The 16906-nt window shown below is 32.6% G+C and carries 20 protein-coding genes and 1 tRNA gene; 5 read left to right on the forward strand and 16 right to left on the reverse strand.

From position 1 onward, the window contains the following. Positions 1 to 243 precede the first annotated feature (243 nt). From HNQ03_RS11870 to HNQ03_RS11880, 3 genes are all read right to left on the reverse strand, one after another. Positions 244 to 317: transfer RNA gene (locus HNQ03_RS11870), tRNA-Asn, on the reverse strand. A gap of 74 nt (positions 318 to 391) precedes the next feature. After that, positions 392 to 1876, reverse strand: a complete 1485-nt coding sequence (gene rseP / locus HNQ03_RS11875) for an RIP metalloprotease RseP (protein ID WP_173779904.1) — start codon at positions 1874 to 1876, stop codon at positions 392 to 394. Positions 1877 to 1988: 112 nt separating this feature from the next. After that, positions 1989 to 2429: a DUF6646 family protein gene (locus HNQ03_RS11880; protein WP_173779905.1), complete on the reverse strand. Its 441-nt coding sequence runs from the start codon at positions 2427 to 2429 to the stop codon at positions 1989 to 1991. 78 nt (positions 2430 to 2507) lie between these two features. Here HNQ03_RS11880 and HNQ03_RS11885 point away from each other — a divergent pair, with 78 nt between their 5' ends. Continuing rightward, entirely contained in the window at positions 2508 to 3257 is a 750-nt protein-coding gene (locus tag HNQ03_RS11885; RefSeq protein WP_173779906.1) for a nitrilase-related carbon-nitrogen hydrolase, read from the forward strand. A 26-nt stretch (positions 3258 to 3283) separates the two neighbouring features. Here HNQ03_RS11885 and HNQ03_RS11890 read toward each other — a convergent pair whose 3' ends face one another. From HNQ03_RS11890 to HNQ03_RS11950, 13 genes are all read right to left on the reverse strand, one after another. Beyond that, a complete protein-coding gene (locus tag HNQ03_RS11890) occupies positions 3284 to 3697 on the reverse strand; it encodes a YybH family protein (RefSeq protein WP_173779907.1) in 414 nt (137 codons plus the stop codon). Positions 3698 to 3699: 2 nt separating this feature from the next. After that, positions 3700 to 3999 (reverse strand): thioredoxin, encoded by a 300-nt coding sequence (gene trxA / locus HNQ03_RS11895; RefSeq protein WP_173779908.1) that lies wholly within the window; start codon positions 3997 to 3999, stop codon positions 3700 to 3702. Between the two features lie 45 nt (positions 4000 to 4044). Continuing rightward, complete coding sequence (locus HNQ03_RS11900; RefSeq protein WP_173779909.1) at positions 4045 to 4248, reverse strand: hypothetical protein; 204 nt, start codon at positions 4246 to 4248, stop codon at positions 4045 to 4047. Beyond that, positions 4245 to 4553 (reverse strand): rhodanese-like domain-containing protein, encoded by a 309-nt coding sequence (locus tag HNQ03_RS11905; protein ID WP_173779910.1) that lies wholly within the window; start codon positions 4551 to 4553, stop codon positions 4245 to 4247. Before HNQ03_RS11905 ends, HNQ03_RS11900 begins: the two co-directional genes overlap by 4 nt. Then, entirely contained in the window at positions 4546 to 4758 is a 213-nt protein-coding gene (locus tag HNQ03_RS11910; protein ID WP_173779911.1) for a DUF6132 family protein, read from the reverse strand. Before HNQ03_RS11910 ends, HNQ03_RS11905 begins: the two co-directional genes overlap by 8 nt. Continuing rightward, positions 4755 to 5381 carry a methyltransferase domain-containing protein gene (locus HNQ03_RS11915; RefSeq protein WP_173779912.1) on the reverse strand — a complete coding sequence of 209 codons (627 nt, stop codon included), beginning with the start codon at positions 5379 to 5381 and terminating at the stop codon, positions 4755 to 4757. The genes HNQ03_RS11910 and HNQ03_RS11915 overlap by 4 nt, the downstream gene beginning before the upstream one ends. Before the next feature lie 2 nt (positions 5382 to 5383). Continuing rightward, positions 5384 to 5683, reverse strand: a complete 300-nt coding sequence (locus tag HNQ03_RS11920) for a cupin domain-containing protein (RefSeq protein ID WP_173779913.1) — start codon at positions 5681 to 5683, stop codon at positions 5384 to 5386. Positions 5684 to 5689: 6 nt separating this feature from the next. Then, positions 5690 to 7102, reverse strand: a complete 1413-nt coding sequence (locus tag HNQ03_RS11925; RefSeq protein ID WP_173779914.1) for an MBL fold metallo-hydrolase — start codon at positions 7100 to 7102, stop codon at positions 5690 to 5692. A 104-nt stretch (positions 7103 to 7206) separates the two neighbouring features. Continuing rightward, the gene (locus HNQ03_RS11930) at positions 7207 to 8004 is read right to left on the reverse strand and encodes a sulfite exporter TauE/SafE family protein (protein WP_173779915.1); all 798 of its coding nucleotides are present in this window, start codon (positions 8002 to 8004) and stop codon (positions 7207 to 7209) included. Between the two features lie 12 nt (positions 8005 to 8016). After that, the gene (locus HNQ03_RS11935; RefSeq protein WP_173779916.1) at positions 8017 to 8460 is read right to left on the reverse strand and encodes a hypothetical protein; all 444 of its coding nucleotides are present in this window, start codon (positions 8458 to 8460) and stop codon (positions 8017 to 8019) included. Between the two features lie 89 nt (positions 8461 to 8549). Next, entirely contained in the window at positions 8550 to 10541 is a 1992-nt protein-coding gene (locus tag HNQ03_RS11940; RefSeq protein WP_173779917.1) for a TonB-dependent receptor plug domain-containing protein, read from the reverse strand. A gap of 123 nt (positions 10542 to 10664) precedes the next feature. Further along, positions 10665 to 11522: a hypothetical protein gene (locus HNQ03_RS11945; protein WP_173779918.1), complete on the reverse strand. Its 858-nt coding sequence runs from the start codon at positions 11520 to 11522 to the stop codon at positions 10665 to 10667. A gap of 111 nt (positions 11523 to 11633) precedes the next feature. Next, entirely contained in the window at positions 11634 to 11996 is a 363-nt protein-coding gene (locus HNQ03_RS11950) for a hypothetical protein (RefSeq protein WP_173779919.1), read from the reverse strand. A 129-nt stretch (positions 11997 to 12125) separates the two neighbouring features. Between HNQ03_RS11950 and HNQ03_RS11955 the strand changes: the two genes are divergently transcribed. The 4 genes from HNQ03_RS11955 to HNQ03_RS11970 are packed head-to-tail and all read left to right on the forward strand — an operon-like array spanning position 12126 to position 16902. After that, positions 12126 to 13643 (forward strand): helicase HerA-like domain-containing protein, encoded by a 1518-nt coding sequence (locus tag HNQ03_RS11955; protein WP_173779920.1) that lies wholly within the window; start codon positions 12126 to 12128, stop codon positions 13641 to 13643. A gap of 47 nt (positions 13644 to 13690) precedes the next feature. Then, complete coding sequence (locus tag HNQ03_RS11960; RefSeq protein WP_173779921.1) at positions 13691 to 14908, forward strand: 3'-5' exonuclease; 1218 nt, start codon at positions 13691 to 13693, stop codon at positions 14906 to 14908. Positions 14909 to 14932: 24 nt separating this feature from the next. Further along, a complete protein-coding gene (gene lysA, locus HNQ03_RS11965; RefSeq protein ID WP_173779922.1) occupies positions 14933 to 16132 on the forward strand; it encodes a diaminopimelate decarboxylase in 1200 nt (399 codons plus the stop codon). Between the two features lie 41 nt (positions 16133 to 16173). Next, positions 16174 to 16902: an energy transducer TonB gene (locus HNQ03_RS11970; RefSeq protein ID WP_173779923.1), complete on the forward strand. Its 729-nt coding sequence runs from the start codon at positions 16174 to 16176 to the stop codon at positions 16900 to 16902. Positions 16903 to 16906 lie beyond the last annotated feature (4 nt).

The raw sequence follows: 16906 nt of genomic DNA on the forward strand, positions 1-16906 counted from the left end.
AATCTTATTTACTTCTTCAAATTTTACAATATCAAAATGGTCTACTAAAAACTCTGGGAGTAATAATTTCAAGATTTCAGTTTCGTTTAGCATCCTACAAATTTACTACTTCATTTTAATTTCTCCCCAAGTTTTGAGACTGATCCCGTATAACCTTGATTTTTCTAGTGTTCTGAAGATAGATTTGTACGTGTTTTCCAAAAAAAAACCACCTACATTACTGTAAGTGGTTTCAAAAAGTAGCTCCTCCTCTTGGGCTCGAACCAAGGACCCTCTGATTAACAGTCAGATGCTCTAACCAGCTGAGCTAAGGAGGAATTTTTGCCTTTTTTAATTGCGTGTGCAAATATAGGAACTTTTATCTTTCCACCAAAATAAATTGAAAGAAATTTTAAAATTTATTCATTATTAATTTATAAATGTCATTTCCGAAGATTAAAAGCATCAATCCCAATAGAAATACAACGCCAATCATCTGTGCGCTTTCCAAAACTTTTTGAGGTACAGGTTTTCCTGTTATCATTTCCCAAAGCGTGAAAACTACGTGACCGCCATCTAAACCTGGTATCGGCAATAAATTTAAGAAAGCCAACCAGACAGAAAACATTGCTGTAAAACTCCAAAATTTAGTCCAATCTATGCTAAAGTCGCCAGATTTGCTTTTATCAACAGGCATCATGTTTACGATAGCAATTGGTCCACCAACGCTTTCATATCCTTTAATTTTGGAATTAAAAATCAATCTGAATTGTTTTACCTGCTTGGTCAAAGATCCAATGGTTCTTTCAAAACCTCTTGGGATGGATTGTAGAAAAGTATAATTTTCTGTAGTTCCCATATTTCGGAAAAAACTGGTATCTGTAGTTAAGCCTATCTTTCCGTTTTTATTAATTGGAACATTTTCTATAACTTGTTGTTGCCCGTTTCTCTCTATGGTTAAATTTATATTTTGTCCTTTAAGTTTTTCTAGATATCCAGAAGCTTCGTCAAAAAATGAAATTTTATTTTCACCAATGGCTACTATTTTGTCATTTTTCTGCAAACCAGCTGCCGTTGCACTTGTACCTACAGAATCCAAAACCATCGGGATTCTAGGCGTTAAAAATAGGCCTGCTTGTTTTTGTTTTATCACATCGCGTATACCATCTTCATTTACGGCGAAAGTTTTTTCTTGTCCGTTTCTTTCAACAGTTACATTATTACTTAACAAGATATCAAACGAAGATTCTTCTAATCTGGTAACGGGTTTTCCGTCTACTTTTAATATTTTATCACCACTTTCAAAGCCCATCTTTTTGGAAGCTTCAGTTACGCTCAATCCGTGATCAAATTTTCTAAAATCTGTGTAAGATTCTCCATTAAAATAACTTAAACCAGAAAAAATAAGCCACCCTAAAAAGAAATTCACAATTACGCCACCAAGCATTATAATTAATCTTTGCCATGCTGGTTTACTTCTAAATTCCCAAGGTTCTGCGGGTTTTTTCAGCTGTTCTATATCCATACTTTCATCTACCATACCAGCAATTTTTACATAGCCTCCCATTGGAAGCCAGCCAATTCCCCATTTGGTGCTCTCGGTATGTTTTCTCCAATCGCTATCTGGAAGATTTTCTAAATTAATAGCAACTTCTTTTTCCTTTCCATCTACAATTATTTTTTCTGTATCTGGTTGGTTCATCGTAAAGAATTTTGTTTCCCATTTCCCGTTTATTTTTTTCATAGAGAAAAGGGAAAAGTAAGGATCAAAGAAAAGATAAAACTTTTCTATTTTGGTTTTAAACCATTTTGCGGGTAAGAAATGCCCCAATTCATGCAAGACAACTAATATTGATATGCTCAAAATGAATTGACCAATTTTTAATGCTAATTCCATTTATATTTTTAAAATTTAAGTATGCAAAGGTACGCATTCACGATTTCTATGCCAAATAAAAAAAATCCTCAAAAATTTGAGGATTTTCTTAGTAAATTGAAGATGAAAAATTTTATAAATTAAAAGAAACACCGATGCTTCCATTATTTCCAGCCTCTAAATAGATTCCAACTTTTGGAGTGAAATAATATCTTACACCAATGTAGCCACCAAGTTCAGTGCTATCTCCTAATACACCTAAATTTATTCCAGGATAGATATCCCATTTCTCTGGCAAACCAAGAGGATCTTGTAAATGAAATCCTAATCTACCAAAAAGATATACATTATTATCTTTGTTATCATCTTTATATCCGTCAAAAATCAGATTTGCACCTGCTCCAATAGATATTATTTTTGATAAGCCGTAATCGTATGTTCCAGTAATCCCTGTTCCATAACCGTATCCATTTAATCCTATTTGAATTTTTTGGTCGCCTTTTCCGTTCCAAGCTTGTGCAGAAGCCGTAGAGCAAATGAACATCATCATTAATACAATCGCTAATTTTTTCATAATTTTACTTTTTTAATTAACCTGCAATGTAAACATTTTTTAATAATAATATTAAAATAATAAAAACTCAACAATATTATGATCGTAAAAGGTATCAATTTAGACATCAAATGGAAAAGTAAATCTGAAAATTTTAAAATTATTGAGGATGCATTTTCGAGTGAGGAATCAGATTTGTTTGTGCTTCCAGAGATGTTTTCTACTGGTTTTTGTATGGATGCAGAGGAAATTGCGGATAGAACTGAAGAATCTTTATCTTGGATGAAATCTTTTGCAAAGCAAAAAGGTGCCGCAGTTTGTGGTAGTGCTTCTGTGGAAGAAAAAGGAAGGTTTTATAATAGGATGTACTTTGTAGAACCTAGTGGTAATGTTGTTTTCTACAATAAAAAACATTTGTTTTCCTATTCTGGAGAGCATAAAATTTATACAGCAGGAAACGAACGGGTAATTGTAAACTACAAAGGTTTTAGAATATTGCTTCAAGTTTGTTTTGATTTAAGGTTTCCTGTTTTTTCTAGAAATAATAATGATTATGATGCCGTTTTGTTTGTTGCAAATTGGACAGAAAGTAGAGTTGTAGCCTGGGAAAGCCTGCTAAAAGCTAGAGCAATAGAAAATCAGGCCTACGTTTTTGGCTTAAATAGAATTGGCAAAGACGGGAATAATCTTAATTATATAGAGAGTTCGCACTGTTTTTTTGCAGACGGTGCAGAAATTTCTATCAAAAATAATAATTTGGTAGAAGCAGAATTCAATTTGGAAAAACTAGAAAATTATAGAAATCAATTTCCATTTTTAGATGATAGAGATGAATTCTATTTTAAATAAATTTTAAATCGGTTACAAATAATCTACTATTCCGTATGATCGGAAATAATCTTCCATCCGTTTTTAAATTTTTGGAAGATCAAAGTATAAATTCCACCCAAATCTCCTTCTGTTCTTTGTAGATGCCACTTGCCGAAAACTTGCGCATAATCTTTGCCTAACATTTTTATTTTTTGATCTGTGAAAGAAAGTGTTCCCATTTTTTCTTTCGTAGGATACGATTTTTTATAATTATCCAAAGTTTTTTGCCAACCATAGTTTGGTCCACTTTTCCCAATAAACATCATTTCCTCGCTGTTCCAATAGCCTTGCATAAATTGGTCTAAATTGCCTGCATTCCAAGCAATTTGTTGATTTGCCATTACTTTTAAAATATTTTCTTCTTGAGCCGAAAAAATTTGTAGTACGCTAAAAAATAGAAGCAGAAGAACTTTTTTCATTTTTATACGTGTTGATTGATCAATTTCGTCAAGGTATCTACATCATGCACACCGCTTTCTTTCCAAAGTAATTCTCCTTTTTTGTAAATAGCTAATGTTGGAACACCGCGAACATTGTTTTCTGACGCAATTGTTGGGTATTGATCGATATCAATTTTCACAATTCTAGCTTTATCTCCGATATTTTCTTTTACAGAATTCAAAACTGAAGATTGCACTTTGCACGGACCGCACCAAGTAGCAAAAAAATCTACCAAAACTGGACGTTCAGACTGTATTAATTCTTGAAATTTTTGTGACATAATTTTTAATTTTAATTAATTTTTAAATTAGAAAATTTAAGTTTTTTAATCTTCTATTTTATTTTTCTTAGGTTCTAACGTGCAATTTCCTGCAGCACAACCGAAACCAAAAACCGCCATAGAAACTGCATAAATTCCTATAATGGTTACGATCCAAAACTGATCTATAATACTTGAAACAATAAAGAAAATACCCACCAATAGATAAATAAATCTCTTTATATTCCAATTTGTTACAATATTTTTCATCCTAATTTATTTTTTAATCCAGACCAACTACCGCCGTTATATGCTTCATAGCCTTCATTTTGTAATATACTTTTCGCTGATCCACTTCTTATTCCACTCGCACAAATTGTGATTACTGGTTTCGTTTTATCAATTTGTTGAAAGCTGTTTCTCAGATTTTGCAATGGTATGTTTTTCGAATTTCTAAGGTGTTCGTTTTCATATTCTGCTACAGTTCTCACATCTATAATTTGTGCTCCATTTTTCACCAGATTTTTAAAATCTACCGTTTTTATACCAAAGAATTTTTTAATAGAATTAAGCATTTTCTTGTTGTATTTTAGATTTTTTAAAAATAGAAAAGGTTAAATATCCCATTAACATTCCATAAGCGGTTGAATTGAAAGGCTTAGAAGTAATTGCGCAAGTGCCTGTAGAACATCCAATAAAATGATAATAGGCATAGCCTAAAATTCCGCCGAAAAATATACCGACAATTCCTAATTTATATTTATTGATAAATGATTTCATGATTTTTCTATTTTTTTGAGATTAATAAAAACCTCGCTTCCTTTTCTTGCTTCTATGCTATTGTAGCATTCTTCCATGGTGAGAATTTCAAAATATTTTTTAAATATAAACTGATATTCTGCGATACTTCCACCAAATGGCGGACCTTTTTTTTCGAAGTTTCTATTGAACATTACTCCGATTATTCTACCATTTTCTTTTAATAAATAGTGCATCTTTTCTGCATACTTCGATCTTAATAATGTTGGTAGTGCACAAAAAAAAGTCTGTTCTACCACCAAATCATAATTCCCAATATGATTGAAAAAATCTTCACAAATTATAGAAACACCTTCTAAATCTTTGTATTTTCTTTTTAAAATTTGCACTGCATTTGGTGCAATATCTACTACGGTAATGTTTCTAAAACCTTGGTCATAAAGGAATTGAACTTCATAAGCATTGCCACAACCTGGAATTAATACACTTGCTTCTTTGTTGGTGTACTGCAAAAGATATGCCTCTATTGCTGGCGAAGAATAGCCAATATCCCAACCTGTTTCTTTGTTTTGCCATTGGTTTTCCCAGTAATTTTTATCCAGATTTGTTTGGCAAGATATTGTACCACAAGAAAGTTCTTCCATTTTTATAGTTCTTGAGTAAGCGTAAAAAGGTTTTCATTAGAAACGCCAGTTACTTCATGTTCTACATTTACAGGTATTTCAAAAATATCAAACTGACGAAGTTGAGTTTTTTCTTCTCCAATCATGAAATTTATTTCACCTTTCAAAACCAATAATGTGGTTGGAACTGGCGCTGTATGTTTTTTCAAAACGGCATCTCTACCAAGTGCAATTGCGATATATTTTATCTTATCAGATTTTTTAAGAAGAAAAACGCTGGGCTTTTCATTGTTAAAAGTGATATTTTCTATTATATTATTCATCTTAAATTATTTTAAAGTTTTGCTCTGGCAAACGAAATTAGAAACGGGCACTTTTCCAGTTTCTGCTATCGCTTTGAAACCACCTTCTATTTCAGAAAAATTTCTAATTCCACGAGCATTTAATATACTTGCCGCAATCATACTTCTATATCCACCTGCACAATGAATGTAAAAATGTTTTGTATCATCTAAAGTTCCAGCCCAATCTGCTATAGCGTCCAATGGTTTGCTGTAGGCTTCATCTACGTGTTCCGCTTCATATTCAGCTGGTTTTCTTACGTCTATTACTATAGAATTTTCATTAAATTCTTCATTAAATTCTTCTGCAGAGATTCTATTAATTTCATCTTCTTCTTTTCCAGAATTTTTCCAAGTTTCAAAACCTCCATCTAAATATCCAACCACACCATCAAAACCAACTCTGGATAATCTTGTAATAGCTTCTTCTTCCTCCCCAATTTCTGTAATTAATAAAATTGGTTGTTTCACATCTGCAATCATTGCTCCAACCCAAGGTGCAAAATCTCCTTTCAAACCGATGTTTATAGCATTTGGTATGTAAGATTTTTGAAATTCTGCAGCATTTCTGGTATCCAAAATTACGGCGCCAGTTTCTTCTGCAGCAGTTTCGAAATTATCTGCAGAAAGTGCGGTATTTCCTTTGTTCATCACGTTTTCAAAACTCTCGTAACCACCTTTGTTCATCGCTACATTCATCCCGAAATATTTTGGAGGTGCAGAAAGTCCATCTAAAACGGCTTCTACAAAGGCTTCCTTATTTGGTTGATTTAAAGCGTAATTGGTTTTTTTCTGATTCCCTAGTGTGTCTACAGTTTCCTTCTGCATATTTTTTCCACAAGCAGAGCCAGCTCCATGTGCAGGATACACGATGATATCATCTGCTAAAGGCATTATTTTGGTTTGCAAACTATCATACAGAATTCCAGCCAGATCTTCCTGTGTTAAATGTCCTACTTTTTGAGCTAAATCTGGTCTGCCTACATCGCCAAGAAATAAAGTGTCTCCGGAAAAAATGGCGGTCTCTTTTCCATTTTCATCTATTAAAAGGTAAGTAGAACTTTCTAAAGTATGACCAGGTGTATGTAAAACTTTAATTTTAATTTTCCCTATTTCAAAAATTTGCTCGTCTGTTGCAATAATTGCTTCAAAGTCTGGTTTTGCGGAAGGTCCAAAAACAATAGGTGCTCCAGATTTTTTGCTCAAATCTAGGTGGCCAGAAACAAAATCTGCATGAAAATGTGTTTCGAAAATATATTTTAATTTCACGAAATCTCTATTTAATCTGTCTAAATAGGGCGAAATTTCTCTCAAAGGATCTATAATTGCAGCTTCTCCATCCGAAGTAATGTAATACGCACCTTGCGCAAGACAACCTGTATATATTTGTTCTATCTTCATTTTTTCTTTATATGTGTGCAAATTTCGGGAATAATAATTTTTGAATCAGACATTTAACTGCTGATAAGAATCAATTTAAAATTCTAAAATTCGTTAATTTTTATTTAAGTTCCTTTTAAAATTATTTCATTAATAACAATCCAAAGTCCTAATATTAATACAATCCAACCAAATAATGGTTTTAGTTTTCTGCTTTCTATTTTTTTTGCAAATTGAACTCCCACCAAAATTCCAACTACCGAAATGGATGTAAATATTAACAAAAATGGCCAGTCTACAACTATTTTATCAAGTGATGATGCAAAACCTATCAAAGAGTTAAAAGAAATAATGAATAAAGATGTGGCTACAGCCTCTTTCATAGAAATTCCAAGTAGCATTACCAATGCTGGTACAATTAAAAAACCACCTCCTGCTCCCACAAATCCTGTTACAATCCCGACCAAAATACCTTGGGAAATAAGCAAAGTATAATTCGGTTTTTCAGATTTTTTGATGCGTTCTCTATCAGATTTTTTAATCATTTTTATAGATGAAATCAGCATCAAAACGGCAAATAACAATAGAATAAACATGTCTTTTGTTAATTCTATTCCCCATCTATTGATAATGAAATGCGGCAAATGTGGCAACACAACTCTTCTAGAAAATAAAATTCCTAAAACAGATGGCAAACCAAAAAGTAGCGATACTCGATAATCTACAATTTTGCGTTTCATGAAATCTATAGAACCTACAGAACTCGTAACTCCGACTACAAATAGGGAAAATGCCGTGGCTGTAGTTGCGTCTATTTTAAATAAATAAACAAATACGGGAACACTCAAAATGCTTCCGCCACCACCAATTAATCCCATTACCAAGCCGATAATTATTGCAAAAAAATAGCCTACAATTTCCATTTTTTAAAATAACTAATTGATGGATTTAATTTCTAATTTCTGATCGCCCATCATTATTGTATCTCCGATTTTTTTATCTTCCACTATTTTGAAAATTGGCGCATCATCAGAAAATGAAACTACTTTTTTACCCTCAAATTCAAAAACTGGAACGGAAATGCCAACGAATAAATAATTTTTTTCTGTGGAAATGAGTGCGCCATTTTCTATTTCAGTGTGGTTTTCTTCCATTTCAGTTTCCACAAATGCTAAATTTTGCTCTTCTATTCTCAACATATTTTCATAGCGAAGTTGCATATCTTTTGCTTCCGCTTGATGAGATAATTCTTCTGGATCTGAAGCACTGTTTTCTTCCAAATTAGAAGCGATTTTATATCGTGCTACAGAATTTTCTAGATTTTCTATAATGTTGTTTTGCTCTTCTATTATTCTTTTTAATATCTTTTTTCTTTCCATAATATACTATTTTGTTGTCTTTCAAATTTACTCAATATATTTGGAATTTTCTATTTCTTACGGTCTAATATTTACAAATCCTTTTAATTTTACCAATTGAAATTGAAGTTGACAAAGAAATTTCTTCCTGTTCGTGGAATTTTGTTCCAATCTGAATACGTGGTAAAATTGCGATCGAAAATATTTTCAACCCCAATTTTTGTGAAAATTTTCGTTTGACTAAGAGGAAATAAATAGCCAAAATTAGCATTGAAAATCGTGTAATCTGGTGTTTCAGATTCGCCATATTGCGGTGCAAAATCCCGATGTTCTGTGTTTCCTAAAGCGGAAATTTCTGTAGAAAATTTATTTTTATCGTATCTTAATGAGGTTTGATAACTAAACGGGCTCATAAATGGTAAATTGCCATTGTTATTGTCTTTTCCACGAGTGTATACCAATTGTGTAGTCCATTTCAAAGGTTCTATCACTTGCAATTCTGTGGATAAACTTATATTAAATAAATTGGCATATTCTAATGCTGTATAGCTTTTTACTCCACTTCCACCAATCGTCATCGGAACGAGATTATTGATGATTTTCCCCACGATATAATCTGAAATATGAAAATAAGAAGTAGAAATTTTGGCGTTAAATTTCTCTTTTTTCATACTAATGAAAGCATTGGCTTCCATAGAAGATTCATTTTTAAGATTCGGATTTCCGATGTAATCATACTTCTCGAAACTATTGAATAAATAAAACCCATACCCTTCGGAAACGGAAGGAGCGCGATCTCCATATCCTAAACCAAATCCTGCTTGAAATGCATTTTTATCCAACTGATAATTAGCCGCAAAACTCTTCAAAATTCTGGATTTTTCAGCAGGCATTTCTGGGTAAAAAATCTGCAAACTATTCAAGCCAAATTCGCTTTCTATCTTATTTTGATGCATCGTTGCAGAAGCAGATATTTTTAAACTAGAATTTTGGTTAAATTTTATTTGATCTTCCAAATAAAGCGATTGAGCAAGCGTTCTTACATCTGGCCAAGTCAACATAAACATGAGTTTTTCGGATTTATTTACAGGATACATCGTCATTTCTGCACGGGATTTATTTAAAAATCCGTTGATATTTAATAGAAAATTGTGCTTATTTAAAACCGATTTCAAGTGAGAATAATAACCGTAAGTTTTGCTCCAACCAAGCATATCCATGTGTATTGCTACGTTTGGTCTTGTGGTATCGTCCATTCTATGCATGATGGTATTGAAGTAAATTTTGGTTTCCCAACTTTTCAGGAAATCACTTTCAGGAAGCATTTGAAATTTCAAAGACGTTATTAATGCTTCTGCAAGAGAAACATCCATTGGTAATGCGGGATAACCTACATCATTGGCTTTGTCGTAAATAACGGAAGCTTCTACTAATTTATTTTTTCCCAATTTAACCCCAGGAATCCCCGAAATATTAAATTTAGAAAATTGAGAATAAGGAATTTCTACATTTCCGCCGGCTTTATAATTTTCTGCATCTCGCATCATAAAATTCACATCGGTATAGAATTTTTCTGTTTTAAAATTGGTTCCGATTCCAAAAATCTTTTGCTGATTTGTAGTTTCATACCCTGTATTTACGTTGAAATTCCATTTTTCCTGACCAAACATCATTTTGTTTCTTTTCAAATCGATAGAACCGCCAATCGTATTACCATGCAAAGAACCTTCTTGTCCAGAACTGATTTTAGCTTCCGACAAATTAGAAATTTCGAGATAAGAAGTAATCGGATCCATTTTATCGGTACATGCTCCAAAAATCCGCATTCCATCCATAGTTACTAAAGTTCTTTCCGTTGGCAAACCATTGATTAAAGGTTCCCAAGCATAAGCTCCCCGTTTTACCATATCTACTTTCGCAGATTTTTGCAAATATTCGTCTATAGAACCTAAAGGTTTATTTTCCGTGGTAGAAATTTTGGAAGTTCCAAATACAATTACTTCTTGAATATGTTGTGTTTTTGTAGAATCTGAAGGATTTTCCTGTGCAAAACTATTGGAAAATAGCAATACAAGGAAATTCGCAATTAAGAATCGTTTCATAATTTTGCGTATTAATTAGAAAGATGCATTACATTTTAATTAAAAAAATAAATGCATCTGAAAATTGGAGGAAAATCAAAACTATCTGGCAATCAATTAGTTTTGATTTATGTGTATTGAATTTTAGAACTCAATCTCGAAATACATACTGCTTTCAGTAACGGTACCTGCGATTTCTTCACCTTTCAAAATGGTACCATCAGCTTTTGCTAATTGAAGATTAAGCTTCCAGTAACCCGTCATCGTTAAAGATAGTTTTCCGTTGTACAAATTTCCTGCAGAAGTTTGCGTTAGGTTTACATTATTCGGAGAACTGTGATTTCCCATTCCTGGCATTCTTGGGTCTAATTTTACGATATAACCATCTACCATTGGAAAAGTCATCAAATCTTGCGTTTTCCAAACGCCAACTACCATATCATTGATGGCAACTTTCGGCGTTTTTGGATCTACATAAGCAACTACATATTGCACATTATCTGTTCCCTTAAATGATGTCACAACTTGTTTAGTTGCAGCAGGTACGCTTACTCCAGTAGTTGCTGTGTAAGTAGTAGTTCCAATGGTGTAATCAATTTTTAAATCCCAATATTCAGAAGTGTTTTCTGGCATTTGGAAAACGATATATCCAGAATAAAGAGAACCATCTGCTGTAACTTTTTGAATTGTTGAACGTGGGCAAGAATGCATCATAGAAGTCATGTGCATTAATGGCGTCCAAGTGATGCTTGCATTTTTCTCATATTCACTGCTTGCAAGGTTTTTTATACGAATTTTAATATCGTTATAGCCTTGTTTGGTTGTTCCAGTTTGTGAATACAATTCAATTTTATGGGTGCTATTGGTAACTTCTTTTATCAGAACTAAACCTTCTGTTTCAGAAGTTGGGACAATTATTTCTTCGGAATCCGATGTTCTACAAGAGATTACAAGGAATGCCATTGCCAAAACGGCAAATATCGATTTTAAGGAAAATTTCATTTTGTTTGATTTTAAATATAATTTGTTTCGAAAATTTTTCTCCATTTTTAGAGAAGGTGAGACCACTTCAATTCTATTAAGAAATGAAGAAGTTTTAAAAAAAAGTTCAAATTATATTTGCGGAGGAATCGCCGGTATTTTCAGGAATATTGTAGGAACAAACAATTCCTGATATTTAAATTTAGAAGTTTCTGCTTTCAACAAGGGTTGATTTTCTACTAAAAACTTAAAAGGTGCAGAAGGTAAAATTTTGAATTCAAAAGAATATTTTACTTGGCTAAATGGGTTGGACGTTTTTTCAGTTTCCTTCTTCGCCTGACATTTTCCGTGACAATCGAGCTCAGGTTTTGCCTTATTAATACAATGAATTTCATAAAAATCTTGATTAATTTTATAGTCTATCATAAAAAGAGAGTTCTGAAAACTTGCTCCAAATACAATTAATGAAAATAAAAAATTGATTACGATTTTCATAATCTGCAAAATTAGAACTTTTTTAGAATAAATAAATCATTATATGGGAGTATTTGACGCAAAAATTTAGCTCAAATAAAATATTACTCTTTTATATTTTTTATCTTTATACCTTGAAAATAAAATCACATGGCAGATAAAGCAAAATTCATCCAAGAACTATCCACCAGATACACTCCAAAAGGCGAATTTATTACCTTAGGAAAGGGAATGTTCAATGGTGAAATAGTAACCGAAGTTGATGTAACTATTCCATTAAAAACAATCAACCGACACGGATTAATTGCTGGTGCAACAGGAACAGGTAAAACCAAAACTTTGCAGGTTTTTGCAGAGCAACTTTCTCATCACGGAATTCCAAGTTTGGTTTTAGACGTGAAAGGAGATTTTTCTGGTATTGCAGAAGCTGGGTCAGAAAATGCAATTATCGAAGAAAGGTATGGAAAAACGGGTTTCTCCTATGAACCACAACCATTTCCAGTCGAACTAATGACTATTTCTGGTGAAAAAGGCGTACAACTTCGTGCAACAGTTACCGAATTTGGACCTTTGCTTTTAAGTAAAATTTTAGATCTGAATGATACGCAAAGTAGCATTATGTCTATTGTTTTCAAATATTCTGATGATAAAGGATTGCCATTAATTGATCTAGAAGATTTAAAAAAATTATTACAATACGTAACAGATAATGACCAAGGAAAAGCAGATTTAAAAAGTAATTATGGCTCAATTTCTTCCGCTTCTTTAGGAGCAATTTTGCGTTCAATAGTTGCTTTGGAACAACAAGGAGCAACAGGATTTTTTGGTGAGCCGAGTTTTGATGTGCACGATTTGCTTCAAACCCGAGATGGAAAAGGCGTCGTGAATATTCTACGAGTTCAAAATATCCAAAGTCAGCCACAGCTTTTTTCCACATTTATGCTATCGCTCTTTGCGGAAATTTACATGACATTTCCCGAAGAAGGAGATTCTGGAAAACCAAAATTTGTATTGTTTATAGATGAAGCGCATCTTATTTTTAATGAAGCTTCAAAAACTTTATTAGCGCAAATAGAAACTATGGTAAAACTCATCCGTTCAAAAGGAGTGGGAATTTATTTTATCACGCAAGTTCCAGGAGATGTGCCAGAAAATGTATTGAGCCAATTGGGAATGAAAATTCAACATGCTTTGCGTGGTTTTACTGCAAATGATAGAAAGGAAATTAATAAGGCAGTTCAAAATTATCCAATTACTGAATATTATGATTCTGGCCAGCTTATTCAAAATTTAGGAATTGGAGAAGCATTTATCACAGCTTTGGACGAAAAAGGAATCCCAACTCCGCTTGTGCACACCTATTTACTTTCACCAGAATCTAGAATGAATATCTTATCAGATTTAGAGGTTGCAGAGCTTACAAGCAAATCTGCTCTTGTTGCCAAATATGAACAAGCAATAAACAAAGATTCTGCTTACGAAATGCTTACCAGCAGAATGGAACAAGCCGTAAAAGAATCTGCGCCCGTTGTGAAAAGTAAAGCTACGAAAGCAGAGCCAAATGTTTTTCAAGAAGTGATAGGAAGTAGAGCGGGCAAAAGTTTTATGACCACTTTGGCAAGAGAAGGAGCAAAATTTGTTTTGGGAATGTTGACTGGAAAAAGGTGATAATTTTTGAAAAAAAATTAAAAAAAATTTAATTAAAGAAATAATAATTGTACACAATCATAGACATAGAAGGAAACGGTGCTCCTTTTAGAAAAGAAAAAATAATAGAAATTGCTATATATCGATATGATGGCCACAAAATTACAGATCAGTTTTTATCTTTGGTAAACCCGGAAAGTAAGATAACTCCTTATGTTCAAAAATTGACGTCCATTTCCGAAAAAATGGTAATTACCGCCCCAAAATTTCACGAATTGGCAAAAAGAGTCGTGGAGATTACAGAAGGAACAACGTTGGTAGGCCACAATATAGATTTTGATTACAGAATGCTGCGCCAAGAATTCAAAACATTGGGTTATGATTTTGAAATCGATACCATTGATACCATTCCGCTTGCTAAAAAATTGCTTCCAGACGAAGAAAGTTATTCGTTAAGTAAACTCGTGAAATCTCTTGGAATACCATTAACGAATGCGCATAGAGCAAGTGGAGATGCAAGAGCAACTTTGGATTTATTTAAATTATTATTGATAAAAGATCAAAATTCAGAGATATTGCAAATGCACAAAGAAGATGTGCATTCCAAAATTTATTTAAATAAAATAAGAGAACTTACCCATGATTTGCCCAATGATAAAGGCATTGTTTATTTTCAAAATAGAGAAGGTAAAATTCTGCACATGGATTTTACAGACAGTATTAATAAATTTGCAAAGAAAATCTTGAGTGCAAAATCTTCCGATTGGGAAAATGTACAAGAGGAAATAGGCCAAGTTAATTTTGAATTCACCGGAAGCACAGTAATCTCTAAACTAATTCTTGCCACGAAAGGGCTGCAAAAAGAAGAAATATGGAAATTTGGATTGCACTATAGAAACGGAAGATTTAGAGTAGAAAAATTAAAAAATAACGAAGAGCCATTGTTGAAATTTAATTCCTACACACAAGGTTTGAAGGCCGTGAAGTATATTAATTCTCTAGAAAAATTTCAAAACTTAGAAGAATTTCAATTATTTTTAAAGCTTGAAAATAGAAACGAACTTTGGCTTTCTAGCGGAAGAACTTTGGGAGAAAAGTGTTTTCTAATTTTAAAAAATGGAAAGGTAACTTCTTATGGTTTTTATGAACTATACACACAAATAAAAAATGAAAAAGCTATTTCCAAATTAAAAATTGAGGTGGAAATTAAAAATTTAGAAAACGATCTGAAACTAGCTTTATTGAAAAATGAGTTTCAAATTTTACCTTTACCTGAGAAAATTTGATTATAAAAAATATATTATTAAAAAATGACAAATAAAGATTTACTAAAAATTGCCTCAGAATTTGGCACTCCAACCTATGTTTACAACGCGGAATCTATTAAAATTCAATATAAAAAACTAACAGACTCTTTCACCCAAAACACGAGATTTTTTTATGCTTGCAAAGCACTTTCTAACATCAATATTTTAAAATATATCGAGAAATTGGGTGCATCTTTGGATTGCGTATCCATAAGTGAAGTAAGATTAGGAATAAAAGCAGGTTTTACTTCAGATAGAATTTTATTTACACCAAACTGTGTAGATTTTGCAGAAATTGAAGAAGCTGTAGCTTTAAATGTACACGTAAATATTGATAATATTTCTATTTTGGAACAATTTGGAAACAAATTTGGAGATTCTTATCCTATTTTCGTTCGCATCAATCCGCATATTTTTGCCGGCGGAAACTACAAAATTTCTACCGGACATATAGATTCTAAATTTGGAATTTCTATTCATCAATTAAGGCATATAGAAAGATTGGTGAAATCTACAAATCTACGTGTAGAAGGACTTCACATGCATACGGGAAGCGAAATAAAAGACACCGATGTATTTGTGCAAGGTTTAGAAATTTTGTTTGAAATCTCCGAGCATTTCCCAGATTTAAAATATCTAGATATGGGAAGTGGTTTCAAAGTGCCTTACCAAGATGGAGATTTGGAAACAGATGTAAAATCATTAGGCAAAAAAGTAGAAAAAGTACTTTCAGATTTTAATAAAGAACAAGGCAAGAATTTGGAACTTTGGTTTGAGCCAGGAAAATTTTTAGTAAGTGAAAGCGGACATTTTGTGGTAAATTCCAATGTGATAAAACCAACTACAGCAACTACTTTTGTGGGGATTAATTCTGGATTTAACCATCTAATTCGCCCAATGTTTTATGATGCTTACCACAAAATAGAAAATTTATCCAATCCAAAAGGTGCAGAAAGAATTTACACCGTTGTAGGTAATATTTGCGAAACAGATACTTTTGCGTGGGATAGAAAATTGAATGAAGTTCGCGAAGGCGATGTTTTGGTGTTCCGCAATGCTGGAGCGTATGGTTTTGAAATGAGTTCTAATTTTAATTCAAGACTGAAGCCAGCCGAAGTTTTATTTCTAGATGGTAAAGCACATCTGATCAGAAAAAGAGATGAATTTGAAGATTTATTGAAAAATCAAATTGAAGTTTTATAAATTATAAAATTAAAAAATTATTTTAATTTTCAAATAATTATATGAATTCCACAATATCAAAATATTTTGCAACCGCTTTACTTCTTGCTTCAACATTATTTGCGGCGCAAGATGTTTTATTCCACTATCCCGATGGTCAAGAAAGCTATGTAGGCGGGAAAAGACAATTTTATAAAGATTTTAATAAAATATTAAACGATCAAAAAATTCAACCATGTGAAAGCAAGGAGGAATATTATGAATTAAACGTACTTATAAAAGCAGATGGAAAAATTAGCTTTGTTGCAGACAATGAAAACTATGACGAAACTACAAGCAAATGTGCAAAAGATTTGAGCAGAGAAGTTGCAAAATATTTGGATGGTTGGAATGCTGCAACTGTAGATAACGAAAAGGTCTCTGCCATTGCAAGTTTCATGGTTATTCCTAATCAATTGTATGGCACTTTGAAAGATGGATATATAGCAGAACCGACCCAAACGTTAGCAGAATTTCCTGGTGGCATGAAAGAGTTTAGACATCTTGTAGCAATGAGAGCAGATACAAGAAAATTCACATATGATAGAACATTTAGATTAGAAATTACCTTTGTTATAGATAGAGATGGAAGCATCGTGGATGCACAACTTGCGCAATCATCCGGATCAGATGATTTTGATTACGTGATTTTATCTGCTGTTTCTAAAATAAGAAAAAAATGGAAGCCTGCAACTATAAACGGTATTCCTGTAAGATACCGGTTTAGAATTCCATTGACTTTTCAGCTATAATTTA

The sequence above is a fragment of the Frigoriflavimonas asaccharolytica genome, from assembly GCF_013294015.1.
Taxonomy (GTDB): Bacteria; Bacteroidota; Bacteroidia; order Flavobacteriales; family Weeksellaceae; genus Frigoriflavimonas; species Frigoriflavimonas asaccharolytica.